Origin of the sequence: Bradyrhizobium erythrophlei (assembly GCF_042430365.1) — a bacterium.
Classification (GTDB): Bacteria; Pseudomonadota; Alphaproteobacteria; order Rhizobiales; family Xanthobacteraceae; genus Bradyrhizobium; species Bradyrhizobium erythrophlei.
On sequence record NZ_JBHMET010000048.1, the window covers coordinates 1 to 24,853 of the forward strand.

24 protein-coding genes and 1 riboswitch are annotated in these 24,853 nt (G+C 64.8%); of the genes, 13 read left to right on the forward strand and 11 right to left on the reverse strand.

The genetic code is table 11. The features are described from left to right. The first annotated feature begins 126 nt into the window (after positions 1-126). Positions 127-765 carry an NIPSNAP family protein gene (locus ACFFWD_RS07305; protein WP_376962938.1) on the forward strand — a complete coding sequence of 213 codons (639 nt, stop codon included), beginning with the start codon at positions 127-129 and terminating at the stop codon, positions 763-765. A gap of 12 nt (positions 766-777) precedes the next feature. Here the strand turns inward: ACFFWD_RS07305 and ACFFWD_RS07310 are convergent, their stop codons facing one another. The 3 genes from ACFFWD_RS07310 to ACFFWD_RS07320 form a co-directional block, all read right to left on the reverse strand. Further along, entirely contained in the window at positions 778-1,965 is a 1,188-nt protein-coding gene (locus ACFFWD_RS07310; protein ID WP_376962940.1) for a GNAT family N-acetyltransferase, read from the reverse strand. Positions 1,966-2,205: 240 nt separating this feature from the next. Beyond that, a complete protein-coding gene (locus tag ACFFWD_RS07315) occupies positions 2,206-2,541 on the reverse strand; it encodes a hypothetical protein (RefSeq protein WP_376962943.1) in 336 nt (111 codons plus the stop codon). Positions 2,542-2,637: 96 nt separating this feature from the next. Next, positions 2,638-3,048: a hypothetical protein gene (locus ACFFWD_RS07320; RefSeq protein WP_376962945.1), complete on the reverse strand. Its 411-nt coding sequence runs from the start codon at positions 3,046-3,048 to the stop codon at positions 2,638-2,640. A 161-nt stretch (positions 3,049-3,209) separates the two neighbouring features. On the opposite strand from ACFFWD_RS07320, the gene ACFFWD_RS07325 reads away from it, so the two are divergent. The 4 genes from ACFFWD_RS07325 to ACFFWD_RS07340 all read left to right on the forward strand — a co-directional run bounded on the left by ACFFWD_RS07325 (position 3,210) and on the right by ACFFWD_RS07340 (position 7,627). Continuing rightward, on the forward strand, positions 3,210-3,431 hold the full coding sequence (locus ACFFWD_RS07325) for a hypothetical protein (protein WP_376962948.1): 222 nt from the start codon (positions 3,210-3,212) through the stop codon (positions 3,429-3,431). A 142-nt stretch (positions 3,432-3,573) separates the two neighbouring features. Further along, positions 3,574-4,992 carry a caspase family protein gene (locus tag ACFFWD_RS07330; RefSeq protein WP_376962950.1) on the forward strand — a complete coding sequence of 473 codons (1,419 nt, stop codon included), beginning with the start codon at positions 3,574-3,576 and terminating at the stop codon, positions 4,990-4,992. A 104-nt stretch (positions 4,993-5,096) separates the two neighbouring features. After that, positions 5,097-7,118, forward strand: coding sequence for a pyrroloquinoline quinone-dependent dehydrogenase (locus ACFFWD_RS07335; protein ID WP_376962952.1), 2,022 nt, complete (start codon positions 5,097-5,099; stop codon positions 7,116-7,118). A 215-nt stretch (positions 7,119-7,333) separates the two neighbouring features. After that, the gene (locus tag ACFFWD_RS07340; protein ID WP_376962954.1) at positions 7,334-7,627 is read left to right on the forward strand and encodes an HdeA/HdeB family chaperone; all 294 of its coding nucleotides are present in this window, start codon (positions 7,334-7,336) and stop codon (positions 7,625-7,627) included. 39 nt (positions 7,628-7,666) lie between these two features. Here ACFFWD_RS07340 and ACFFWD_RS07345 read toward each other — a convergent pair whose 3' ends face one another. Further along, positions 7,667-8,131, reverse strand: coding sequence for a PaaI family thioesterase (locus ACFFWD_RS07345; RefSeq protein WP_376962957.1), 465 nt, complete (start codon positions 8,129-8,131; stop codon positions 7,667-7,669). A gap of 38 nt (positions 8,132-8,169) precedes the next feature. Further along, positions 8,170-9,651, reverse strand: coding sequence for an amidase (locus ACFFWD_RS07350; protein ID WP_376962960.1), 1,482 nt, complete (start codon positions 9,649-9,651; stop codon positions 8,170-8,172). Positions 9,652-9,829: 178 nt separating this feature from the next. Between ACFFWD_RS07350 and ACFFWD_RS07355 the strand changes: the two genes are divergently transcribed. The 3 genes from ACFFWD_RS07355 to ACFFWD_RS07365 all read left to right on the forward strand — a co-directional run bounded on the left by ACFFWD_RS07355 (position 9,830) and on the right by ACFFWD_RS07365 (position 10,645). Continuing rightward, a complete protein-coding gene (locus ACFFWD_RS07355) occupies positions 9,830-9,961 on the forward strand; it encodes a peptidylprolyl isomerase (protein ID WP_376962964.1) in 132 nt (43 codons plus the stop codon). Positions 9,962-10,036: 75 nt separating this feature from the next. Then, positions 10,037-10,318 carry a hypothetical protein gene (locus ACFFWD_RS07360; RefSeq protein WP_376962967.1) on the forward strand — a complete coding sequence of 94 codons (282 nt, stop codon included), beginning with the start codon at positions 10,037-10,039 and terminating at the stop codon, positions 10,316-10,318. Between the two features lie 96 nt (positions 10,319-10,414). Beyond that, on the forward strand, positions 10,415-10,645 hold the full coding sequence (locus ACFFWD_RS07365) for a hypothetical protein (protein WP_376962970.1): 231 nt from the start codon (positions 10,415-10,417) through the stop codon (positions 10,643-10,645). Here the strand turns inward: ACFFWD_RS07365 and ACFFWD_RS07370 are convergent. Beyond that, on the reverse strand, positions 10,642-10,875 hold the full coding sequence (locus tag ACFFWD_RS07370; RefSeq protein WP_376962973.1) for a DUF6894 family protein: 234 nt from the start codon (positions 10,873-10,875) through the stop codon (positions 10,642-10,644). The two genes, ACFFWD_RS07365 and ACFFWD_RS07370, sit on opposite strands and share 4 nt — an antisense overlap. A gap of 262 nt (positions 10,876-11,137) precedes the next feature. Further along, positions 11,138-11,344, reverse strand: coding sequence for a hypothetical protein (locus ACFFWD_RS07375; RefSeq protein ID WP_376962976.1), 207 nt, complete (start codon positions 11,342-11,344; stop codon positions 11,138-11,140). A 177-nt stretch (positions 11,345-11,521) separates the two neighbouring features. Here ACFFWD_RS07375 and ACFFWD_RS07380 point away from each other — a divergent pair, with 177 nt between their 5' ends. The 3 genes from ACFFWD_RS07380 to ACFFWD_RS07390 all read left to right on the forward strand — a co-directional run bounded on the left by ACFFWD_RS07380 (position 11,522) and on the right by ACFFWD_RS07390 (position 15,230). Then, the gene (locus ACFFWD_RS07380) at positions 11,522-11,998 is read left to right on the forward strand and encodes a hypothetical protein (protein ID WP_376962979.1); all 477 of its coding nucleotides are present in this window, start codon (positions 11,522-11,524) and stop codon (positions 11,996-11,998) included. Positions 11,999-13,043: 1,045 nt separating this feature from the next. Beyond that, a complete protein-coding gene (recA, locus tag ACFFWD_RS07385; RefSeq protein ID WP_376962981.1) occupies positions 13,044-14,132 on the forward strand; it encodes a recombinase RecA in 1,089 nt (362 codons plus the stop codon). A gap of 117 nt (positions 14,133-14,249) precedes the next feature. Further along, complete coding sequence (locus tag ACFFWD_RS07390; RefSeq protein WP_376962984.1) at positions 14,250-15,230, forward strand: hypothetical protein; 981 nt, start codon at positions 14,250-14,252, stop codon at positions 15,228-15,230. Between the two features lie 18 nt (positions 15,231-15,248). Here the strand turns inward: ACFFWD_RS07390 and ACFFWD_RS07395 are convergent, their stop codons facing one another. The 4 genes from ACFFWD_RS07395 to gcvT form a co-directional block, all read right to left on the reverse strand. Further along, a complete protein-coding gene (locus ACFFWD_RS07395) occupies positions 15,249-15,686 on the reverse strand; it encodes an acyl-CoA thioesterase (RefSeq protein WP_376962987.1) in 438 nt (145 codons plus the stop codon). A gap of 206 nt (positions 15,687-15,892) precedes the next feature. Then, positions 15,893-18,766 (reverse strand): aminomethyl-transferring glycine dehydrogenase, encoded by a 2,874-nt coding sequence (gene gcvP / locus ACFFWD_RS07400; RefSeq protein WP_376962990.1) that lies wholly within the window; start codon positions 18,764-18,766, stop codon positions 15,893-15,895. Positions 18,767-18,922: 156 nt separating this feature from the next. Further along, entirely contained in the window at positions 18,923-19,288 is a 366-nt protein-coding gene (gene gcvH / locus ACFFWD_RS07405) for a glycine cleavage system protein GcvH (RefSeq protein WP_376962993.1), read from the reverse strand. A gap of 10 nt (positions 19,289-19,298) precedes the next feature. Further along, positions 19,299-20,444 (reverse strand): glycine cleavage system aminomethyltransferase GcvT, encoded by a 1,146-nt coding sequence (gene gcvT, locus ACFFWD_RS07410; RefSeq protein ID WP_376962996.1) that lies wholly within the window; start codon positions 20,442-20,444, stop codon positions 19,299-19,301. 141 nt (positions 20,445-20,585) lie between these two features. Next, a riboswitch (glycine riboswitch) is annotated at positions 20,586-20,674 on the reverse strand. 202 nt (positions 20,675-20,876) lie between these two features. Here gcvT and alaS point away from each other — a divergent pair. Then, positions 20,877-23,549, forward strand: coding sequence for an alanine--tRNA ligase (alaS, locus tag ACFFWD_RS07415; protein ID WP_376962999.1), 2,673 nt, complete (start codon positions 20,877-20,879; stop codon positions 23,547-23,549). Positions 23,550-23,564: 15 nt separating this feature from the next. After that, positions 23,565-24,815 (forward strand): cyclic nucleotide-gated ion channel, encoded by a 1,251-nt coding sequence (locus ACFFWD_RS07420; RefSeq protein WP_376963002.1) that lies wholly within the window; start codon positions 23,565-23,567, stop codon positions 24,813-24,815. The last annotated feature ends 38 nt before the right edge of the window (positions 24,816-24,853 follow it).

Below are 24,853 nucleotides of genomic sequence, written 5' to 3' on the forward strand. Positions count from 1 at the left end.
AAGCAGCCTTGAATCTGATTTGCTCCTAAAAGGGAATCCTTAGAGTCCACACCACCTAGGGTGTCGTGGTCTGCGTCGTCGTCGTGTGAAAAGCATCCCGCAAGAAAATTTGGAAGGAAGTGAGCCATGATCTATGAGCTGCGGACCTACACGGTCCGCCCCGGCACCGTCGGCGAGATGGTGAAGGCGGCGAGCACGCTGTCGCGCGATATCCGCGCCGACAATTTCGGCAAGCTCGAGGGTTACTGGATCACCGAGATCGGTCCGCTCAATCAGGTCATGCACATGTGGAGCTACGCCGACCTGAACGAACGCACACGGCTGCGTGCCGAGCTCGCCAGGAACCCGCGCTGGACCGGCGAGTACATTCCGGCGATCCGCCCGTTTCTGGTGCACCAGGACGTCCGCCTGCTCAACGCCATCATCCCGCCGGTTGCGCCGGCGACGAGCGGCAACATCTATGAATTCCGCAACTATCGCGCCAGGCCGCTCGGCGGCGTCCGACAATGGCTCGACCTGTTCACGGGCGTGCTGCCCGCTCGCGAGAAATATTCGAAGATCGTGGGCCTCTGGCAGACCGAGACGGGGCAGCCGAACGAGGTCTGCCACATCTGGGCCTATCCGAGCCTCAATGCCCGCACCGAGGCGCGCGGCAACGCGTTGAAGGATCCGGCCTGGCAGGAATTCTTGGGCAAGGGTACGCCGCTGCTCGAGGAGATGCACTCGACCATCATGCTGCCGGCGCCGCACTCGCCGCTAAAGTAGACCGAGCGGCAGTCAGCCGGATGTCGGGCGACGCCTCCTGATGGCATGCACGACGCCGCGTGCGCCCTCCCATGCCAGGCGATGCAAGGTGAGGGCGGCGTGGATCGCCGGCACCAGCGGATCGTGCCGCCGCAGCGGGATCAGCACGTCGCCGATGGCAAAGCGTGCGCGCCAGATCGGATCGATCATCGGATGGCCGGGAGCCGCGGTGGAGTCGGCCGAGGCGATCGCGGGGTCGGCGCAGAGGTGCCGCGTCAAATCGAGCGTGAGCTGCACGCCCGGCGAATACTTTGCGAAGCGCTCGTCGATGCCGATCTTGAAAAAGAAGGCGCGGTCCTGGTGGCGCACGACGATGCCGGCCGCGACCGGCGTCGCGCCGGCATGGAGCGTCACGATCTCGCAACCGCCCGCGTCCGCCATCGCGGCCGTGGCGCGGCGGATGAACGCGGCGTCTCCGGCGTGCTGGCCGAGCGCGGTGCCGCGCTTGCCCTTCCAGCCGCCGGCTTCGAGTGCGAGGAAGGTCTTGAGCGCGACGGCAACATCGCGTGGGCTGCGTGCGACATCGAAGCGCACCGCGCCGTGTTCGGCGAGGCGGTGGCGCAGGCGGCGCAGCTCCTTCAGCTTCTTGGCGCCGAGTGCGTCGCGCAGCAATTCGTCGGCGTCGCGCGTCGCGTCCAGCGCGGCGCGCTCATAGGCGCCCAGCCCGCGCGGGCGTAGCCCGTCGCGCCGCAGCGCCGCTTCGATCGCGGCCATGGCAGGACCCTGCAGCGACATCATGGGCAGGATCAGCGCATGCGCGCCGGCCTTTCGCGCCTGCCTCAGCATGATGGCCGCGGCGTCTTCCGCTGCGTCGCGATCGAGCAGAGGCGTGCACAATGTGCCGTAGGGTTCGGCGCCGACCAGAGCAGGCAGGGGAATTCGGTGCGCGCGTCGCAGCGCAATCACCGGCAGCAGGCCGATCAGTTGCCCGGCCTCGTTGACGGCGCTGAGCGCGGAGACGCCGGTGCGGCCGCGGGCGGACGCATTGACCGCCAATTCCCAGTCCGCCTGGTAGTATCCATTGGCCTCAGTAGCGCGATCGGCAAGCGCGCGCCATTGGCCGACAGGGATGTCCGCGAGCGGCGGCAGTGCATCGGCGCGCGCCGGTGTGGCATCCTTGATCGATGCACGGATCACCGTCCGGTCAGCAATATCGGCCACGTCCCATCCCCGTTCGCGATCGCGCAAGCGGGCGCCTTGAGCGGCCTGCATCCATCGCACCACGACGCTAGCGGAAAGAGATGGACAATGCCGGTGACCTCGGGCGGCAATTTGAGCGGTAATGTTAACGGCCTGTTGAGCATGGCCCTGCGGTCGCGGTCGGGCGCCGTCTTGGATCACCCGAACACAAAACAAGGCCGCCGAACCGGGTTCGGCGGCCTGTCGCTACGGGCTGGTCTGCTACCAGCGATCGTTGTCGACGCCGACGCCTACGCTGACGCCGGGCGCGCGGAAGCCGATACCGGCGCGCGGGCCGTCATCCCAGTCGCGATAGGTGCGGCGCTCGATGTAGCGCTCGCGCGGCTGGTAGTAACCGTAGGACTCGCGCACGATGACGCGGCGGTCGCCGCGGGTGCGATAGCAGCGCCCATCCTCGTCGCAGATCAGGCGGACCTGCTGCACCAGATCGGGGTTCGCATATTCGGTGGTGGTGTAGAAGTCCGACGCTTTGGCCGCGCTGCTTGCGGCCAGAGCGCCCACACCAGCCAAAAGTGCGATCGCAATGGTTCTCATCATTCCACCTCCTCGTGCGGATACTGCCCGCGGGTCAAATCCTTGCGACAGCATTCGTTCCGAGGGTTCCCGGCAGTTCCGCATGGAACATGCGCGCGATCAAATCGGTTCGTAATTTTCCGTGAGGCAATTGTCGTCGGTCTCGATATGCCGGCGATCGGAGATCACACCCTCGGTGATAAAGATGCGGTAGGTCTGCGTGCCAAGCGGCTTGCCGATCACCGATGTCAGCTCGGCGCGCACACAGGCCGTCCAGCCGGGGCCGCGTGGATCGTGCAGCGGGGTCGAGACCTGCACATGGGTGGGCTGCGAGCCCGAGGTGAACACCGAATCCAGCTTCGCGCCGACCAGCTGTTTCACGTCAGGCGGCGTTTCGAGCGGCGGCGGCTCGGATGCCTTGGCGCGCATGAACTCCGGCACCGGCGCGCGAACATCGGCCAGTCCGCAGCCACCCAACACCCCTGCGCCGCTCAGCAGCAGCGCTACAACGCAGACACGTCCCTGTCCCATGCGCGCAATCTAGGGTACCGCCGCCATGATTGCGCCCCCGGCGGTGCAAAATTTCGTACGGCCCGTTGCGATTTGCCGATCAACAAAAACTGATAGGCAGGCTATCCTCCGGCGTCACGGTGTTGCTGAATATTTCTGCGGCCCGCGAGGAGAGGATTGGTATGAGAAGCTTCACGATCGCTGCCATCATTCTGGCGCTGATCGCGACCCCGACCCTGGCGCAGGGACGGCGCGGGCCCGCGGAGGACAAAAAGACCGAGAAGAAACCGCAGGTCGACGAGAAGGCCTACAAGGCTGCACTTGAGCGCATTCCTGCCCCGAAGGAAAAATACGATCCGTGGAGCATCACCAAGCCCGCGGAGCCTGCCAAGAAGCCGAAATAGGTCCGGTCCCGCAAGGTCCGATCCCTGCGACAATTCAAATCATTGAATCCGCTGTCGGCGGCGCTTCAGACTGACGCGTCGGCATGAACCTTCGGTTGAAGTCTCCCGACTTATTCTTGATGCCCATTGTCGGGAGGTTGCCATGCTTCGCCGCGCGCTCCTCAGCCTGCTTGTTCCTGCTTCGATCCTCATCGGTTGCGACCCGGCCTCGGCCGAGAACCGCCTCGCGCTGGTCATCGGACAGTCGGCCTATAAGTCGGTTCCGGCGCTGCCCAATCCCGCCAATGACGCCAGGGCGATGTCACAATTGCTGACCGAGTCCGGATTCACCGTCACATCGGCGTCGGACCTGTCGCAGGACCAGTTGCGGGAGAGGATCAGCGACTTCGCGGGGCAGGTGGCGGCCAAGGGCACAGACACGGTGGCGCTGGTGTTCTATGCAGGCCACGGCCTGCAAATCGACGGCGAGAATTACCTGGTGCCTGTTGACGTCGACCCGAAGCGCGAGGCCGACATCCCGATCCAGGCGGTCCGTCTCAATGACGTCCTGAATACGCTGACCTCGGTGCCGAGCCGGATGCGCATCCTGCTGCTCGATGCCTGCCGCAACAACCCGTTCCCAGAACTCAACAGGACCGCGGGCCATGGGCTTGCCATCATCGACGCCAAGGTCGGGGCGCCCGGCACTTTCGTGTCGTTCTCGACCTCGCCGGGGGCGGAAGCCGAAGACGGCAGCGGCGCCAACAGCCCGTACACGACGGCGCTGCTGGCTTCGGCCAGGGAGCCGGGGATAGCGATCGAGGACACCTTCAAGCGCGTCCGCCTTGCCGTGAACAAGGCAACCGACGGGCGGCAGACGCCGTGGGACAGTTCTTCGCTCACCGAGGACTTCCGCTTCGCGGCAGGCAGCGCGCCGGCAACCCCGGCCGCGCCCAAACTGGCCGCGACCAAGCGCACGGTGGACGAGTGGAAGCGCGACTTGCAGGGCAAGCCGGTCGACGCGGCGCATGAATTGATCGTGGTCGACGGCACCGATGAAGCCTATGAGGCGTTCGTCGCGCTCTACGCCGGCACGCCGCGCGGCCTGCAGGCGCGCGACCGGCTCGACCGCCATCGCCGCATGGTGGCGTGGAGCAGTGCGGTTCTCGTCAATACCGCGGCGGCCTATCGCGCCTTCCTCGTGCAGTATCCCGACAGCGATCTCACGGCGACAGCGCGCAAGATGGTCGATCGGCTGCGCAACCGGCCCGACAACGCGCTGCCGGCGACCAATGTCGCGCTGGCGGCGCCGACCTGTCCGTGCAACGTCGCGCCGACCCAGCAGAAGAAGGCCGACGTTCCTGCGAAGAAGCGCGCCGAGCCCGATCGGCCCCGCCGCGCGAGCGCGCCGCCGCGGGGCCGTGTCGTCGACGAGGAGGTCGTCGTGGTGCGCCGTCCGCCTCCCGCCGTCGTCTACGAGCCCGCCGGACCACCGATCGGCATCGGAATCGGGATTGGCATCGGCGGTGGCGGTGGCGGCTATGGCGGCCGCGACCACTGGCAGGGGCGCAGGGGCTACTGACAGGCGATACTGACCGGGGTGGATACTGACGCGCTGATGGCGTAAATCGTTACCCGCCCGAGATGCGGCAGAGTCTGGAAGGATCGCATCGGCCGGAGGACGCGATGCGATTCCTGTTTCGCCTGGCTGCTGTGCTGCTGTGTGCGACGCCCGCGCTTGCCTGGGAGCATTGGGGTGGTGACCGCGGCGGATTGCGCTACTCGCCGATGAAGCAGATCACATCGGACAATGTCGGCAGCCTGGTGCGGGCGTGGGAATTCCGCACCGGCGATCTCGACACCCGCGCGCCCGAGGTGATGAAGCGTACCAAGTTCGAGACCACGCCGCTGTTCGTCGAGGACAGCCTGATCTTCTGTTCGCCGTTCAACGAGGTGATCGCGCTCGATCCCGGCACCGGCGCGCAGAAATGGCGCTACGACCCCAAGATCAGCACCGCGCAACGCCCGGCCAATCGCTATGTCTGCCGCGGCGTCGCCTATTGGGTCGACGAGCGCGCGCCCGAGGGCGCTGCCTGCCGGTCGCGCATTGTCACCGGCACCAACGACGTCCGTGTGATCGCGCTGGATGCGAAGACCGGCACACCATGCGCAGACTTCGGCAGCGGCGGCGAGATCAAGATCGATCCCGGAATGAAGCTGGAATGGCCCGGCGAATTCCAGATCACCTCGGCTCCGGTGATTGCCCGTGGCGTCATCGTGGTGGGCTCGGCGATGGCAGACAATCGGCGGGTCGAGGCTCCGCTCGGCGCCGTGCGTGCCTTCGACGCGCGAAGCGGACAGCCGCTCTGGCGCTTCTATCCCCTGATCCACGACGGCATCAGCGCCGGCCACACCAATGTCTGGGCGCCGATGTCGGTCGATGAGGAGCGCGGGCTGGTGTTCCTGCCGACGACGTCGCCGAGCCCTGACTTCTGGGGCGGCAAGCGGCCGGGCAACAACGCGCACGCCAACTCCGTGGTGGCGTTGCGCATCGAGACCGGCGACTTGGCGTGGTCGTTTCAGACCGTGCATCACGACGTCTGGGACTACGACCTGCCGGCGCAGCCGACGCTGGCGCGGATCGATACCGGCGCGGGCATGCGCGACGTCGTGATCCAGCCGACCAAGCAGGGCTTTGTGTTCGTGGTCGATCGCGACACCGGCAAGCCGGTGTGGCCGGTGGAGGAGCGGGCGGTGCCGCAGAACGGCGCGGAGGGCGAACAGCTGTCGCCGACACAGCCGTTTCCGACCCACGTGCCGCCGCTGATGCCGCAGCGCATCACGGCTGACGATGTCTTCAAGATGGTCCCGAGCTTTGGCCGCTCGGTCTGCGAGCGATTGCTCGGCGCGTCCCGCAACGAAGGTCTCTATACGCCGCCATCGACGCAGGGAACGGTGGTTTATCCGATGACCGGCGGCGGCGTGAACTGGGGCAGCGCAGCGTTCGATCCGGTGAACCAGGTCCTCTACGCCAACACCAGCCACGCCATACACATCATCAAGCTGATCCCGCGGGAGGAGGCCAAGGGCTTCAATCCGCCCGCGGGCCATGATTTCGGCCGGCAGGAAGGCGCGCCCTTCGCGATGTCGCGCGCGGTTGCGATGTCGCCGTTTGGAATGCTGTGCAACAAGCCGCCCTGGGGCGAGATGGTGGCGGTCGATCTCAAGGCGGGAAAGATCCTCTGGCATTCGACGGTCGGCACCAGCGAGGATCTCGCGCCGCTTGGCATCGCACTCTCTTGGGGCACGCCGCTGGTCAACGGCGTTGCGATCACCGGAGGCGGGCTCGTCTTCACCGGCGCGATGGATGCGTATTTGCGCGCGTTCGATGCGAAGTCGGGCCGGGAGCTGTGGCAGGGCCGGCTGCCGGTGCCGGGCGTGGCCAATCCGATGACCTATCTCTGGAAGGACGAGCAGTATGTCGCGATCGGCGCCGGTGGCCATTCCGAAGGCGGCACCTCGATCGGCGACAGTGTGGTGGCGTTCCGTTTGGCCCGCCAGGGCGAGGCTCCGTCGCTGGCGTCGCGCATCGTCGATCGCCCCGGCGGGCGCTTAGTCAGCAAGGCGATCGCGGCCGGCCTTGTCGTGATCGCGCTCGTCACGCTGATGTGGCGCTGGCGACGGCGTCGTCGGCTGAAGGTGGCCTGAAGCGTCGGTTCTGACTAATCGAGAGCCGATGCGTCAAGTTTTGGACGTGCGACTTCTCAATCCGCGCACCGAAGTGACACAGAGCTGAATCTCATCCGCACCGCGCTTGCGCGGTTCGCGGCATCTCGACTACGACTTCGCGCGGGACGGCGCATCGCATGGCGTTTCCCACGGCCTGTTCATTCTTCGACAAAATTTGTTCTTGGGAGATACTCATGAAGATCACTGCCTCGATCCTGCTTGCCGGCATGCTGGCACTGGCGTCCGCGCCGGCCAACGCCGCCGTCCTCGATCTCTCGACCATGACCTGCAAGCAGTTCCTCGATAGCGGCGACGACACGATCAAGCTGGTGCTGACCTGGATGGACGGCTGGTACAAGGGCGATTCCGACGAGGCGATCATCGACACCGACGTGTTCGTCGAGAACGCCAAGAAGTTCGGCACCTATTGCGGGAAGAATCCGAGCATCAGCATCGTCAACGCGGCCGAGGCGGTGCTCGGCAAGTAGGCCGCTTGTGCCGGTGTGTTGCCCCGACGGACCACGGTCCTAGCCCGGCAACATCGCGAACGCGCTCGAGACCATCGCCACCGGCTTGTTGTCGGTGGCGGCGAGAAGCGTCACGCGGCCGAAGCTCATCGTGCGGCCAAGCCGGACCACGCGCGCATCGGCGAGCACGTCTGATGCCATCGCCGCACGCATGAAATGCGTAGTCTGGTCGACCGTCGTCATCGGACGATAGCCCTTGTTGGCCGCGAGATTGGCCAGCACCATCGCGGTATCCGCGAACGCCATCAGCGCCTGGCCGCAGACGATGCCGCCGCTGCGGCAGAGCCGTTCGGAAAACGGCATGCGCAGGATTGCACCGGGCTGCCAGTCGGCGGCATTACCAGGCGGAGGCGCGAAGTCGAACTGCTCGATCGACAGGTTGAGATCCTGCACCCACGGCGCAAAGACGTCGCCGAGCACACGCCGCGCGTCCTCGATCCCGAACTCTCCGGCTTGCTGCTGCATGGCGGTTTGCTTCCTCTCTGACACGTTGCTTAGATCGTTTACTGTGAGGCGCGCGTCACATGCACGCCCGGCGTCTTGCCGCTGTTCCATTTGCCGCCGATCGCGCGCTCGATCTGGGCGGCCAGCTGCAACAGCAGCGCGTCATTAGCCTGCTTCGCGATCGCCTGGATGCCGAGCGGCAGGCCGTGCTCGTTGGTTGCAAGCGGCAGCGAGATCGCCGGGATGCCGCAGAGGTTGGCGAGCGGCGTGAAGGCGAAGTTGCGCCAGAGATTGCCGAACCAGTCCAGCACCGACGGGTTGTCGCTGATCGTGAGATATTCCGTGGTACCGATCTTCGGCGTCGGTAGCGCCGTGATCGGTGTCAGGATGATGTCCCAATCCTCGAAGAAGGCGCCGAAGCCGCGTGAGGTGGTGTTGAACACCGCCTGCATGCGGGCGCGATCGGCAAAGCTGGTGTGCCGTCCATGCTCCCAGATCCGGATGTTGATCGGCTCGATCAGGTCCGCCGGCGGCCGCTCGAGGCCGCGCGCGGCGAGCATGTTGCCGATCACGACGGCAAAATTGCTGATGTAGCAGGTGGTCTGGGCCGCGAAGGCTTCCTGATAGTCGATCGCGGGCAGGGCGTAGTCGACATGATGGCCAAGGCCCTCGAGGAAGCTCCCGACCTTCTTGAGCTCGGCAGCGATGTGCGGCGTGGCGCGATAGTCGCCCCATTGGTGCGACAGCGCGATTCTAAGCCGGGCAGGATCGCGCGCGATCGTCGCCGTAAAGGGCTCCGGCGGTGTCCAGAACGGCATGAATTCGCCGGGCGCCGGTCCGCGGCAGGCGTCGACGAAGGCGGCGGTGTCGCGCACCGAGCGCGATTGGCAGCCCTGGATCGAGACTAGCCCGGAGAGGTCGGACAGATGCGGCGACAGCGAGAACACGCCGCGCGACACCTTAAGCCCGATATTGCCGTTGACGCCTGCGGGAATGCGGATCGAGCCGCCGCCATCGGTCGCGTGCGCGATCGGGACCACGCCGGCGGCGACCATCGCCGCACTGCCGGCCGACGAGCCGCACGTGGTGTAGTCGGTGTTCCAGGGGTTGCGCGTGACATAGACCGCGGGGTTTTCGGCCGAGCTGCAGACGCCGAATTCCGGCGTCGTGGTGCGGCCGATCAGGTTGAGCCCGGCCTTGCGCATCTTCGTGGTGAGGAACGTATCGGCCGCGGCGCGATTGCCGCGCATCATCAGCGAGCCCATTTCCTGCAGGCGACCCTGCATGGTCGGGCCGAGATCCTTCATCAGGAAGGGCAGCCCGGCAAACGGACCGTCGAGGTCGGCGCCGTCCTTCGCCGGATCGGCGATCACGTCGTCGAACAATTCGACCACGCCGGAAAGCGCGGGATCGACCTTGGCCACGCCGGCGGCCGCCTGCGCCGCCAATTCGGCAGGGCTGAGTTCGCCCTTCCTGACGCGCGCGGCGAGCGCCGTTCCGTCATGTTGCGCCCATTCGTCCCAGCTCATCGGCAAAGTCATTTAAGTCGATTCCCTTCTTGCTTTGCCGCGCACTGTAGTTTGAGCAGCCGTCCGGTCAAACCACCTGAGATGGTGGCCGTCAGGCCATGACGCGGTGCACAGTGCATGGGGTTTCCGGCTTGAAAATGCCCCAGTCTTGAGGCCCTATTGGCCCCTCGTCAGGGGGATGGGGCCGTTCATGTTCCGCAGACTGGTGATGCTTGGCAGCGTGATCGCGATCGGGCTCGCGCTCAATGGCTGCACCAAATGCGGCCCGATCTGGGACGACTGGGTGCAAGGGCCGAAATCCTGCAAGTCAGACCATCTCTAGATCGCCGGCAACCGCGCTTGGCGGTGCCGTTTTTGCGGTGATATACCGCTGACGAAAATGCAAGGGAGTGCCCTCATGAGAGTTCTGACCGCGGTGGCGGTTGCGGTGCTGTTGACGGTGCCGGCCTATGCGCAAATGCCCAACGTCAACCTGATGCCGGAAGTGCCGACCAAGACCCAGGAAGAGAAGGAGCAGGACGCCATCAAGGACAAGGCCTACAAGGAATCATTGAAGAAGATTCCCGATGCCAAGACCTCGTCGGATCCCTGGGGCACCGTGCGCAGCGACGCGCCAAAGGCCGCGACGCCTGCCAAGCCGAAGACCAAGACCGGCAGCACCGCGCAGCACAGCCAGTAGCTCCGGCTTTTCCTCCCAGCCGCACCGCGCGGACTCGGATTCCCCCGCCGCCCGCCCTATATTGGGGTGGTCGTCAGGTGGTCCGGAGTTGCGACAATGGTGTTTCGCCCGCGGGATCTCGCGAGCCGCATGGCCGAGCGGCGCAGGCCGCACGACGGCTATCTGCGCGAGACCTTTACGCTGCCGCGCGACGCGGCGCGTGCACGGGCGCGCGATTTCCTCAACCGCTATCCCAAGGAAGCCTATATGAGCGCCGTGGAAAGCTGGCGCGAGCTTCCCGGCGGTGACATCGAGTTCACGATGCGGCGGCTTGCCAGCGCCGACTAGACAAGGGTTTCCGCCACTAGCCGGATCCGGAAGATCGGTCGTCGCGAGGCGTCCAGCAATTCCATCTTCCAGGTGCTGTTCTCGCCGAGCCTGCGCGAAACGCCGACCACCATCTCGCTGAAGACGCGCGTCAGCTCCTTCCAGGCTGCCTCGCGGTCGGAAAATTCGGCGCCGTCGTTGCAAATGCTCGGACCGTTGTCGTGTTCGACGCTGAAGAAGAAGAGGGGCATGGCACGACCTCGCGCATCAAGGCCGCCCATGGCTGCCTGAGAACCCTCGCAGAGCTGAGCAGTGGATTCCCAAACCGGAAGACGATCAATTCCGGTTCTCTACGGGCAAATTCCCGCGGAGATGCAGACGAACGATGCGTGTGGCGAGCGCATCGATTTTTCCTCGAATTGTCGCAGTGCCCGGTGCTGCCGTGCGAACATCACGGCGAGAACGCCTTGCACCCGTCGGGCGAGAAGCGGATGACGGCATCCGCTGGCTGCGCTAGCCGGCGCCATTGCGTCCGCGCGCCTCGTCCTGTTGCAGCTTCTTCAGCTCACGGTCGATGCGCAACTGCACGCGACGAATGGCCAGCAGGTTGAGTTTCGCTTCCGTCTTGCCGGTGACAATCCTGTCGCCGATCTGGAAACGCCACTTCCAGATGCCCGGCGCGGCCTGCGTGATACTGAACTCGACGCCCTTGTGGATCATCCTGGAATCTCCGCGAGGACCTGAAGGTGGGTCTGCAAGTTTCTAAACTAGAAGTTGTGATATTAACAAAAGCTCGCTAAGCGGCGCGTTGATGTGCCGTGCCCGTTGGCTTTTTTCAGAATTGTTGCGGATCCCTGGGTCGGAATCCGGGTCGTTCACGACATCTCCGGGTTGCCCATGCCCGGACTGCTTGAAATTCAAGATCGGTCGCAATTGAAGGGCGCCGTGACCGGCAGCTTACTCCGGCGAACACTCACGGAACCCGAGTGTTCCATTGAAGGCTACGAATTTTTCTTAGCGCTCAGGAGTAGTACTAAAGTACTAGGAAAAAAAGTAGCCGCCGACCTCGCCCGGGTCCGCGTGCCGGCCGCACAATTCCCTAATAATGTGTTGATTTTACAGAGAAACGGAGCCCCGTTGAAGTTGATTCGGGCTAGGAACTTTGTTCTGCCCCGGAGAACTACGGAGCCTCTCAATACCGCCCTTCGCGGTTCCGCGGACGGTGTGATACCCATCAGGTTCCAGATCACCGCGAGCGCGATGGAACCCTACGACGCCCGGGACAAGGCCAAGATCACAGCCGGCGCCGTAGCCGCCGTCGTGATGACCGCGATGCTCTTTGTGATCCTGTTTGCGGTCTTGATTACCCCCTGAGGGGCGGACGAGGGCGCCGCAGAACGTTTGCGGGGTCATCAATTCGGAACGGGAACGAACGTGGTCCCGTTGCGTCACTCACGATCGGGGCCCCTGCGTTGCGGCCCCGTTTGCATCATCTCTTTTTCCTGCACGCGCCGTTGAAGCAGGCTGCCTGCCGGGTCCGGGCGTGCGTGCCATATGGCTTCCCGTCCATCTTCGAGGCGTACGCCTTGTTGGCAATGAGTGTTGTTGGAACCGACTTCATATCCGCTGTCTGCATTGCCTCGTGTCGGAAATAGAGCGTCACCCTTGAGTTGTGCACGCCGAGGGCTACCGGATGCAATTCAAATCAAGCCACCGCTAACGTCAAAGCAGGCCACCGGCCGCGGAAACAGGCCAACGTCCCCAGACGCCAAGAGAACATTTCCGGAAACTCGAGAGCTACAGGAATAAATCCTGCACCGGATGTGAAAGCCTTCCGCCCCATAAGAATCGCTATGGCTACTCTTTGGGAGGTTGCAGACCTGGCGACGTCAGCCACTCATCTACGTTAGATGCGGTTTCGAGCTGACGCAGTTTACGTTCTAGAATCTCACGCTGAGGTCCCGGCTCTGTTTTTTCCAGCTCCGCTATGATGCGGGCTCTCTCCGCGTTCAGATTGTCGGCAAATGTGTGGGGTTGTGAGCGTCGTCTCATGGCACTCTCCTTTCCCTTGCGTGGGCGGGAGCGCAACCGTGGGTTCCGGTGGTGGAACCAGTGTGCACCCGGAACCAGAGCGGCGCCACAAGAAAACGCGCTGAGAACATCTCACAGGCCACGTCAGTAGGACTACTGAGAACAGGGCCCAAGCCTTGGTTTCCGCTCGCTTAAACCAAAACAGGCCACTCCCAAATTCAACTTAGGCCACTAGGGGATAAAACAGGCCAGTGCCAAGCAGCTGCAAAGAACATATTGCGAACATAGAACAAACGTGGTACACGATTTTCCATCAACAGCGCACTTCAATTGGCCTCATCACCCGTTTGTCCCGCTAGCGAATCCACTCCATAAGGAGCACATCCCAATGTCTGCCACTGCCCTGCGTATCGTCGAAGGATCCTCCATGGACAAGTCCAAGGCCCTCTCAGCCGCGCTCTCCCAGATCGAGCGCCAGTTCGGCAAGGGCTCCGTGATGAAGCTCGGCAAGAACGACCGCTCGATGGATGTCGAGACGGTGTCGTCGGGATCGCTCGGGCTCGATATCGCGCTCGGCGTGGGCGGCCTGCCGAAGGGGCGCATCGTCGAGATCTACGGGCCGGAATCCTCAGGGAAAACCACGCTGGCGCTGCATACGGTGGCGGAAGGCCAGAAGAAGGGCGGCATCTGCGCCTTCATCGACGCCGAACACGCGCTCGATCCGGTCTATGCGCGCAAGCTCGGCGTCAATATCGACGAGCTCCTGATCTCGCAGCCCGACACCGGTGAGCAGGCGCTGGAAATCTGCGACACGCTCGTGCGCTCGGGCGCAGTCGACGTGCTGGTGGTCGATTCGGTTGCGGCGCTGGTGCCGAAGGCCGAGCTCGAGGGCGAGATGGGCGACGCGCTGCCGGGCCTTCAGGCGCGCCTGATGAGCCAGGCGCTGCGCAAGCTGACCGCCTCGATCAACAAGTCCAACACCATGGTGATCTTCATCAACCAGATCCGCATGAAGATCGGCGTGATGTACGGTTCGCCGGAGACCACGACCGGCGGCAACGCGCTGAAATTCTACGCCTCCGTCCGTCTCGACATCCGCCGCATCGGCGCGATCAAGGAGCGCGACGAGGTCGTCGGCAACACCACTCGCGTCAAGGTCGTCAAAAACAAGCTGGCGCCGCCCTTCAAGCAGGTCGAGTTCGACATCATGTATGGCGAGGGCGTCTCCAAGATGGGCGAGATCCTCGATCTCGGCGTCAAGGCCGGCCTCGTCGAGAAGTCGGGTGCCTGGTTCTCCTACGATAGCCAGCGGCTCGGCCAGGGCCGCGAGAATGCGAAGGCGTTCCTGCGCGCCAACCCCGACATGTCAGCCAAGATCGAAACCGCGATCCGGCAGAACTCCGGCCTGATCGCCGAGCAGATCCTCGCCGGCACGCCCGAGCGCGACGCCGACGGCGACGAGCCCGCCGAGGGGTAAGCCCAGTTTAGAAGCATGATTTCGCGAGGAGCGGGCGCTGAGGACGTTGAGTTGCCGACGTCTTCGGCGCCCGTTTTCGTTTTCTATTGCTTGTAATTTATTGTGCGAGTTAGCCCGATGAAGCGTCTGATCCTGACCAGTTCGTCCGGTTTCAGCCTGACGCGCTCGGGTCTGGCCGAAGCCGTCATTCAATTTGCCTTTCGGTTCGTTTGGGGGCCTTACCTTCACCACAGCAAACTCGAAGCCTATTTCGGCGTGCGCGCCGACCAGGGTCCTGGAGACCATTGGTCGGATTGGAGCCCATGGGGCCGGTGGTCACCTGCTGTCCGGGCTCGCAAGAACCTTTCATTCATTGAGTATTGCGAGATATTCGCGGTCATCGAGCTTTGGTTTGACCCGGATCCCAACGATCAGTTGGAACTGATTTTCCTGCTCGATTTCTTCCACGCTCATCCCGAGACCGCAGCCAAGCTTAGATTGCGTTTCATCGCATTCGACCTGCTGATAATGCGGCCCGACGAGATACCTGAGCCGGAGGACGTGCCAGCGGTAGACGTTACCACGGCCGAGCTCGAGACCGGACGCGTCAGCTGGCAGGCATATCGGGCGTCGACACCGCAACCTTGCTTCGACTTGCTCAGCAAGAATTTGAGCGCCTTGCCGCTGCTGCGACCGGCCTTGCTCGCTTTGATGGAAGAGATTCCCGGCTACCGGACGGGACTAGGTGCGACGGAAATGCGGCTGCTGGAGCTCGTTGCAGGTCGTCACACCCATCCGCTCGAACTGACTCATCCCGGCAGGCTGGGAACAGGCATATTCAGCGAGATCGAGATGCCCTTGCTGATCGAAGGGCTCGCGCACGGTCCAGAACCGGCATTGGCCGGTCTCGAGCGAGCGCGTGGGATGGCGAAGGAGAACCATGCGGGCCGCCACGCCGCCTACATGAGAAGCCGATTGTCGCTGACCGAACTCGGCGAGAACGTTCTCGCGCACAAGGAAGACTTCAGCCGCTATAACCCGATTGATCGGTGGTGGGGCGGTACGCACCTCACCAACAACAATCTCTGGCGCTGGCATCCTGCGCTGATGAAGCCATAGCAGGCGGCAAGAGCGGGCCTACGCCTGCGCCAGCGCCGTTTCCCGGCTCGCAATCAGCCTCCGCAACGGCTCGGCCACCGCGACCGATTGGTGGGTTTTCTGGTCGGTCGCGACCCAGATGATCTCGCCCGTCGCGCGAAGGTCGTCGGAAGCCTTGGCGAAGATCGCAAGCGCAAGCGTGATCGAGGAGCGGCCGATCCTCGCGACGCGCACGCATACATCGATCTCCTCGTCGAACCGGATCGGCGCCTTGTACTCCACGAGCGACTTCACGGTGTGAAAGTCGATCCCGGTCCGCGCGACCTCGCCGAGGTAATCGTAGTCAAGGGCGCGAAAGTATTCGGTGATCGCGGTGTCGAAGTAGGTCAGGTAGTGGGCGTTGAACACCACCGCCTGTGCATCCACCTCGGAATAGCGGACGCGAAACGGGTGATGAAACCAGAAATCCCGGCGCATGAATCCTCCTGCCGCGAACGGCTGCGTCAGATATCGCTCGCCCGCAACCCGCCAGGTCCTGCGAATGACCGGCCATCGCGCCTGGGCCTGATCGAGCGAAACGATCGATCGTTCTCGCTGAAGATGGTGGGTTGAGCCGAAAGGCTCAACCCATGTTTCGATTATCCGGATGATGCGCGTGGCGCGATTCCGGAACGACGCAATCGCTACTCTGCGGCTTGCGCGTAATCCTCGACCGGCGGGCACGAGCACACCAGATTGCGATCGCCGTAGACATTGTCGACGCGGCCGACCGGGCTCCAATATTTGTCCGATCGCGACACGCCGTTGGGGAAGCAACCTTCGGCCCGGCTATAGGCGCGCGCCCAGTTGTCGTCGGCGATATCGTGCACGGTGTGCGGCGCGTTGCGCAGCGGCGAGGCCTCGACCTTGAACCGGCCGGCCTCGATCTCGGCGATCTCCTTCCGGATCGCGATCATGGCATCGCAGAAGCGATCGATCTCGATCTTGGATTCCGATTCCGTCGGCTCGATCATCAGCGTGCCCGCGACCGGGAAGCTCATGGTCGGGGCGTGGAAGCCGTAGTCGATTAGGCGCTTGGCAATGTCGTCCACGGTGACACCGCTCGTCGTCTTCAGTGGCCGCGGATCGACGATGCATTCGTGCGCGACTCGGCCCCTGACGTTGCGATACAGCACCGGGAAATGCGGCTGCAGCCGTGCCGCGATGTAGTTGGCGTTCAGGATCGCGATCTCGGTGGCGCGGGTGAGACCCTCGCCGCCCATCATCAAAATGTAGATGTAGGAGATGGTCAGGATCGACGCCGAGCCGAACGGCGCGGCCGACACCGGACCCACACGATGTACCGTCGCGCCGTCGATTGCTGGATGGCCGGGCAGATAGGGCGCAAGGTGCGCCTTGACGCCGATCGGGCCCATGCCGGGGCCGCCGCCGCCATGCGGGATGCAGAAAGTCTTGTGCAGGTTGAGATGGCTGACGTCGGCGCCGTAGTCGCCGGGCCGGGAGAGGCCGACCTGTGCGTTCATGTTGGCGCCGTCGAGATAGACCTGTCCGCCATGGCTGTGGACGATATCGCAGATCTCGCTGATGTGCTCCTCGAACACGCCGTGCGTCGAGGGATAGGTGATCATGACGGCGGCCAGATCCTTCGAATGCTTCTCCGCCTTGGCGCGGAGATCCTCGACATCGACGTCGCCGCGCGCGTCGCAGGCCACCACCACGACGTTCATGCCGACCATCGCGGCCGACGCCGGATTGGTGCCATGCGCGGAGGAGGGGATCAGGCAGACCTTGCGATGCGGCTCGCCGCGCGCGAGATGATAACCCCGAATCGCAAGAAGTCCGGCATATTCGCCCTGCGCGCCGGAATTCGGCTGCAGCGAGACTGCATCATAGCCGGTGATGTCGCACAGCCATTTCTCCAGCCGCTTGAACAGGGCGTGATAGCCCTTGGCCTGATCGGCCGGCGCGAACGGGTGCAAATTGCCGAACGCCGGCCAGGTCAGCGGGATCATCTCCGTGGTGGCGTTGAGCTTCATGGTGCAGGAGCCGAGCGGGATCATGGCGCGGTCGAGCGCGAGATCGCGATCGGCGAGCTTGCGCATATAGCGCAACAGCTCGGTCTCGGAGCGATGCGTGTTGAACACAGGATGGGTGAGGAAGGCGCTCGCGCGCTTCAGGTCCTTCGGCAGCCCCTCGCGCGCGCCCGTCTCGACATCGGCATAGGCGAGCTTGCCGCCGAAGATGTGCCACACCGCTTCGATGATCTCGGGCGTCGTGGTCTCGTCGACGGCGATGCCGAGCGTGCCGTCGCCGATGCGCAGGTTGATCCGCTCCGCAAGTGCGCGGGCGACCAGATCGTTCTGCTTAGCGCCGACCTCGACCGTCACGGTATCGAAGAACGCCTCGCTCTTCGGCGCAAAGCCGAGCTTGCGCAGGCCCGCGGCGAGCACGGTGGCGCGGCGATGCACGCTGCGTGCGATATGGGTCAGGCCTTCGGGGCCGTGATACACCGCGTACATCGAGGCGATCACCGCGAGCAGCACCTGCGCGGTACAGATGTTCGAGGTCGCCTTTTCGCGGCGGATATGTTGTTCGCGGGTCTGCAGCGCGAGCCGGTAGGCCGGCAGTCCGCGCGAATCCACCGACAGGCCGACGATGCGGCCGGGCAGCGCGCGCTTGAAGTCATCGCGCACCGCCATGTAGGCGGCATGCGGGCCGCCATAGCCCATCGGCACGCCAAAGCGCTGGGCCGAACCGATTGCGATATCGGCGCCGAGTTCGCCGGGCGAGGCCAATATCGTCAGCGCCAGCAGGTCGGCGGAGACGATAGCGGGCGCACCCTTAGCGCGCATAAAAGCGATCGCCGGGCGCAGATCGCGCACCGCGCCGGTCGTGTCAGGATATTGCAGCAACGCGCCGAATACGTCTTCTCGGTCGAGATCGGTTGCGGGATCGCCGACGACCAGATTCCACCCCAGCGGCTCCGCGCGGGTGCGTAAGACCGCCAGCGTCTGCGGATGCACCTCGGCATCGACGAAGAACGATTTTGTCCTCACCTGCGAGGTGCGCTCGGCGAGTGCCATCGCTTCAGCCGCGGCAGTCGCCTCATCGAGCAGCGAGGCATTGGCGATGTCGAGCCCGGTGAGATCGCAGATCATGGTCTGGAAGTTGAACAGCGCTTCCAGCCGGCCCTGGCTGATTTCCGGCTGATACGGCGTATACGCCGTGTACCAGGCCGGGTTCTCCAGGATGTTGCGCTGGATCACCGCGGGCAGGATGGTGCCCGAATAGCCCTGGCCGATCAGCGAGGTGAAGGTCTGGTTCTGCGTGGCGAGCTCGCTCATATGCGCGAGCGCCTCGGTTTCGCTCAAGGCGCGCCCGAGGTCGAGCGGCGCCTGCTGTCGGATCGACAACGGCAGCGTCTCACCCATCAATGCGCCCAGGCTCTGGGCGCCGACCGTCTCCAGCATCGCGTTGATGTCGCGCGGCGAGGGACCGATGTGACGGCGGACGAAATCGGTGGCGGCTTCGTTGGTCGGCTTGAAGGGCGCGTTCATGACGTGGTCCTCATTATTCGCCGTCATACCCCGCGAAAGCGGGGTATCCAGCACGCCGGGACGTCAGCGATTGAGCCGAGGGGCCGCGGCGTACTGGGTCGCCCGGTCAAGCCGGGCGATGACAGTGAGTGTGTGGTCGAAAATCGGTTCATTCTCTCAGGCGGTGTGCGCGGCGTAGGCGGCCTCGTCCATCAGGCCGCCCAGTTCGCCCTTGTCGGCAATCTTCATCTTGAAGAACCAGGCCTTGCCGCCGGCATCGGTGTTGACCAGCGCGGGTTCGGCGGCGAGCGCCTCGTTGACTTCGGTCACTTCGCCGGAGATCGGCGCGTAGACGTCGGAGGCCGCCTTGACGGATTCGACGACGGCGGCGGCCTCGGCCTTCTTCAGGCTACGGCCGATCTTGGGCAGTTCGACGAACACGACGTCGCCGAGCTGCGATTGCGCATAATCGGTGATGCCGATGGTTGCGACATCACCCTCGATGCGGAGCCATTCGTGGTCGGAGGTGTACAGCGTCGTCATGAAACGTCCTCTAGCGTTTGTAGGTATTGGGAACGAAAGGCGTGGCGGCGACCTTGAGCGGCAGCCGCTGGCCGCGCACTTCGGCGAATACGGTGGTGCCGACGGCGGACAGGGCGGTGGGCAGGTAGCCCATCGCGACGGGTGCATTGAGGCTCGGGCCGAAGCCGCCTGAGGTCACCTTGCCGATCTGCTCGGCAGACGTCGCATCGGCGAACAGGCCGGCGCCTTCGCGCACCGGCGCGCGGCCGTCCGGCCTCAGTCCGACCCTGCGGCGCGGTGCGCCTTGCGCGAACTGAGCGAGGATCTTGTCTGCACCCGGAAAACCGCCGGCGCGGGCGCCGCCGCTGCGGCGGACCTTTTGCACCGACCATTCCAGCGCGCCTTCGACCGGCGTCGTCGTGGTGTCGATGTCGTGGCCATAGAGGCAGAGCCCGGCCTCGAGGCGGAGACTGTCGCGGGCGCCGAGCCCGATCGGCAGCACGTCGGGATTGTCGAGCAGCACCGTCACCAGCGCCTCGACCTTGTCTGATGGAACGGAGATCTCAAAGCCGTCTTCGCCGGTGTAGCCGGAGCGCGAGACGAAGCAGTCGATGTCGCCGACGCGGCGCGGGCCGGCGTCCATGAATTTCATCGAACCGACATCTGCACAGAATTTCGCCAGCGCCGATTCGGACTTCGGCCCCTGCAACGCGATCAGTGCGCGGTCGGCGAGGGACACGATCTCACAGGTGTCCGAGAGATGCGCGCGCAGGTGCGCTTCATCCTCGGCCTTGCAGGCGGCGTTGACCACCAGGAACAGGTGATCGCCGAAATTGGCGACCATGAGGTCGTCGAGCAGGCCGCCGTCATTGCTGGTGAACTGCGCGTAACGCTGCCGTCCCGGCGCGATGCCCACAATGTCCTGCGGCACCAGCTTTTCCAGCGCCAGGGCTGCATCGGCGATCTTGCCGGATTTGGGCTTGAGCACGAGCTGGCCCATATGGGAGACGTCGAACAGGCCGGCCGCGCTGCGGGTGTGGAGGTGCTCCTTGAGCACGCCGGCGGCATATTGCACAGGCATGTCGTAGCCGGCGAACGGCACCATCTTGGCTCCGCGCGCCACATGGAGCGCGTGCAAAGGGGTCTGTTTCAGCGGGGATTTGTCGTTCGCTAGCATTACAGGGCCCTCGCAGTTCCCATCGGGGACCCATTCCCCTGGGAAACCTGCAGAAAGCCCCATCTGTCGCTGTGCCTGAGAGTATTATCCCGTCGGCGGACGCATCGGGGCCGAAGCGCCCAGCGTCTCTTTCCAGATATCAGACGTCACGCGGTCCTTTTGCCTGAGAGTTTCCGGGGCGGTTGCTCCTTCGGCGCCGGCAAAAGCCGGTCTCTCCCGACGTGACTTAAAATGTCAGATAGGAGGGAAACACGGCTCCACCAATGCTGTCAACGTGGCCGCGGCAACTATCAACGGCCTTTGTGCTGCTGCAGCAAGCCCATGATCCGCCTGCACAGTTTCTGGACACCGCCGCTGGCAATGTCTAAAAGCGTTCGGCCGGAAATTGACCCTGTTTGCGCCTGATCCGGCCCTTTTTCCGATTGGATGAACATGAGCAGCGTCAACGACATCAGGTCGACATTTCTGAACTTCTTTGCCGCGAACGGCCACGAGATTGTGTCGTCGTCGCCGCTGGTGCCGCGTAACGACCCGACCTTGATGTTCACCAATGCCGGCATGGTGCAGTTCAAGAACGTCTTTACCGGAGTCGAGCGGCGGGGCTACCAGCGCGCCACCACCTCGCAGAAATGCGTGCGCGCCGGCGGCAAGCACAACGACCTCGACAATGTCGGCTACACCGCCCGCCATCTCACCTTCTTCGAGATGCTCGGCAACTTCTCGTTCGGCGACTACTTCAAAGAGCGCGCGATCGAGCTTGCCTGGAACCTGATCACGAAGGATTTCGGGCTGAAGAAAGACAAGCTGCTCGTCACCGTCTACCACACCGACGACGAGGCGGCCGTCTTCTGGAAGAAGATCGCGGGCTTCACCGACGACCGCATCATCCGGATCCCGACCTCGGACAATTTCTGGGCGATGGGCGATACCGGACCCTGCGGGCCGTGCTCGGAGATTTTCATCGACCGTGGCGAGCACATCTGGGGCGGTCCTCCGGGTAGCCCCGAGGAGGATGGTGACCGCTTCCTCGAATTCTGGAATCTCGTCTTCATGCAGTTCGAGCAGGTGACGCCGGATGAGCGCGTGGCGCTGCCGCGCCCGTCGATCGACACCGGCATGGGCCTCGAGCGTATGGCCTCCGTCCTGCAGGGCGTCGAGAACGTGTTCGAGACGGACATGTTCCGCAACCTGATCGAGGCCACGGCTTCCGCGCTCGGGCGGGGGCCGGGCAAGGACAACATCGCCTCGTTCCGTGTCATCGCCGACCATCTGCGTGCCTCGTCCTTCCTGATTGCCGACGGTGTGCTGCCGTCGAACGAAGGCCGCGGCTATGTGCTGCGCCGGATCATGCGCCGCGCGATGCGCCACGCGCAGTTGCTCGGCGCGCGCGAGCCGTTGATGCACCGCCTGGTCTGGGCGCTGGTGCGCGAGATGGGGCAGGCTTATCCGGACCTGGTGCGCGCCGAGAAGCTGATCGAGGAGACGCTGCGGCTCGAAGAGACCCGCTTCCGCAAGACGCTGGAGCGCGGCCTGTCGATCCTCGACGACAAGAGCGCCGGCCTGAAGAAGGGCGACATGTTCGACGGCGACACCGCCTTCACGCTGTACGACACGTATGGCTTCCCGCTCGACCTGACACAGGACGCGTTGAAGTCGCGCGGCATCAGCGTCGACCAGGCGGCGTTCAGCGATGCGATGGAGCGGCAGCGCGAGAAGGCGCGCGCCTCCTGGGCCGGATCGGGCGAGGCCGCAAGCGAAGCGATCTGGTTCCCGCTGCGCGAGAAGCTCGGCGCGAGCGAATTCCTCGGCTACGAGACCGAGAGCGCGGAGGGCGCGGTCACGGCGCTGGTCAAGGATGGTGCCGAGGTTGACAGCCTCAAGACCGGCGAGACCGGTGCGATCGTGCTGAACCAGACCCCGTTCTACGGCGAGTCCGGCGGCCAGGTCGGCGACACCGGCGTATTGACCGGCGAGGGCGTCAGGTTCCGCGTCACCGATACGCAGAAGCGGGCGGGCGACCTGTTCGTGCATCTCGGCACGGTGGAAGAGGGCACGCTGAAGGTCGGCACCGCGCTGCAGCTCGAGGTCGACCACGCGCGTCGCGCCTCGATCCGCGCCCACCACTCCGCGACGCACCTCCTCCATGAGGCGCTGCGGCAGGTGCTCGGCGATCACATCGCGCAGCGCGGCTCGCTGGTCGCGCCCGACCGGCTGCGCTTCGACTTCGTGCATCCGAAACCGATCACGGCGGAAGAGCTCGCGCGTGTCGAGGACATCGCCAACGACGTCGTGCTGGAGAATGACGAGGTCACCACCCGCGTCATGGCGGTGGACGACGCCCGTGAAGCCGGCGCCCGCGCGCTGTTCGGCGAGAAATATGGCGACGAGGTCCGCGTGGTCTCGATGGGCAAGAGCGCCCGCGAGCACGGTCAGAACGCGCTCGGCTGGTCGGTCGAACTCTGCGGCGGCACCCATGTCCGCCGCACCGGCGACATCGGGCTGATCTCGGTGACCAGCGAAAGCGCGGTGTCCTCAGGCGTCCGCCGTATCGAGGCGCTGACCGGCCGTTACGCGCGCAAGCACGCCAACGATACCATCGCGCTCGCCAAGACCGCGGCCCAGGAGCTGCGCACCAGCGTCGAAGACGTGCCGGCGCGCATCGCCGCCTTGATGGAAGAGCGCAAGAAGCTCGAGCGCGACCTGTCCGACGCCCGCAAGAAGCTCGCGATGGGCGGTGGTGGTGGCTCAGATGGGGCAGCCTCCAGCGTCCGCGACGTCGGCAACGTCAAGCTGCTGGCGCGCGCGGTCGAGGGCGTCGAGACCAAGGATCTGAAGAGCCTCGTCGACGACGGCAAGAAGCAGATCGGCTCCGGCGTGGTTGCGATCGTCGGCGTCACCGAGGACGGCAAGGCCGGGATCGTGGTCGGCGTGACCGCGGATCTCACCTCGCGCTTCAACGCGGTCGATCTCGTGCGCAAGGGCTCTGAAGCGCTCGGCGGCAAGGGCGGCGGCGGCCGGCCCGACATGGCGCAGGCCGGCGGTCCCGACGGGGCCAAGGCGAACGCGGCTCTGTCGGCGATCGAGCAGGCGATGGCTGGCGCCTGACGGAGGGCATCGGGCGTGGCGACGGGTCCGGGCAAGCGCGCGATCAGCGACCCGGACCTGCGGGATCGTCTCTACGAACTGCTCGAGCACGATCATCTGCCGTATTCGGTCGGCTCGCGGTTTGTCCGGCTGATCATCGCCATCATCGTCATCGACGTGCTGGCGGCGATCCTGGCGTCGGTGCCCGAGATCGACGCGCAGTTTGGCTGGCTGCTCACGACGATCGAGATCGTCGCGGTCGCCGCATTCGCGGTTGAGTATGCCGCGCGGCTCTGGAGCATTGTCGGGCATTCCCTACGGGACATGACGCCGCTGCGGGCGCGGCTCGAATACGCCTTCTCGACCCTCGGCCTGATCGATCTCCTGGCCTTCCTGCCGTCGGCGATCGCGCTCGCGATCGGCGACAGGACCGCGCTGGTCCTGTTCGGCATGCTGCCGTTCCTCAAGCTCGTGCGCTATTCGCCGGCGATGCGCTCGCTGCTGGCGGCGCTGCACGCCGAGCGGCGGACGCTGTTCGGCTGCGTCGTGATCCTGACCGGCGCGGTGCTGCTGTTCGCCTCGCTGCTCTATGCGATCGAGCACAAGGTGCAGCCGGACAAGTTCGGCACCATGCCGCAGGCGATGTGGTGGGCGATCGTGACGCTTGGCACCGTCGGTTATGGCGACGTCGTGCCGGTGACGCCGCTTGGCAAGATCGTCACCGTGTTTGCGATCGTGGTCGGCTTTGCCATGATCGCGCTGCCGGTCGCGATCGTCTCGACGGCCTTTGCCGACGAGGTGCGGCGGCGCGACTTCGTCGTGACCTGGGGCATGCTGGCGCGGGTGCCGCTGTTCTCGCATCTCGGCGCCGCCGAGATCGCCGACATCATGCGCCTGTTGCGAGCGCGGACCATCGAGTCCGGCGAGGTGCTGGTGCGGCGCGGCGATGCGGCCTCCTCGATGTATTTCATCACCGCCGGCGAAGTCGAGATCGAGCTGCCGAGCCAGCGGGTCCGGCTCGCCGACGGCACCTTCTTCGGCGAGATTGCCCTGCTGCGGCGGACCAAGCGCTCGGGAACGGTGACGGCGATGCGGAAGACCAAACTGCTGGCGCTCGATGCGCAGGATTTCCACGCCCTGATCGAGCGGGTGCCGACGCTCGCCGCGCGGGTGAAGGAGACGGCGGAGGCGCGCCTGGCCGACAGCGCGAGCGGAGGCGGCGACGTGGGCGCGGGCGAGATCGCGCAGGCCGCGCCCGCCGAGGCCGACGGCGGCAACCGGGACTAGGGTCGCCGCCGCTCGTTGTTGCGAACGGTGACGGCGGC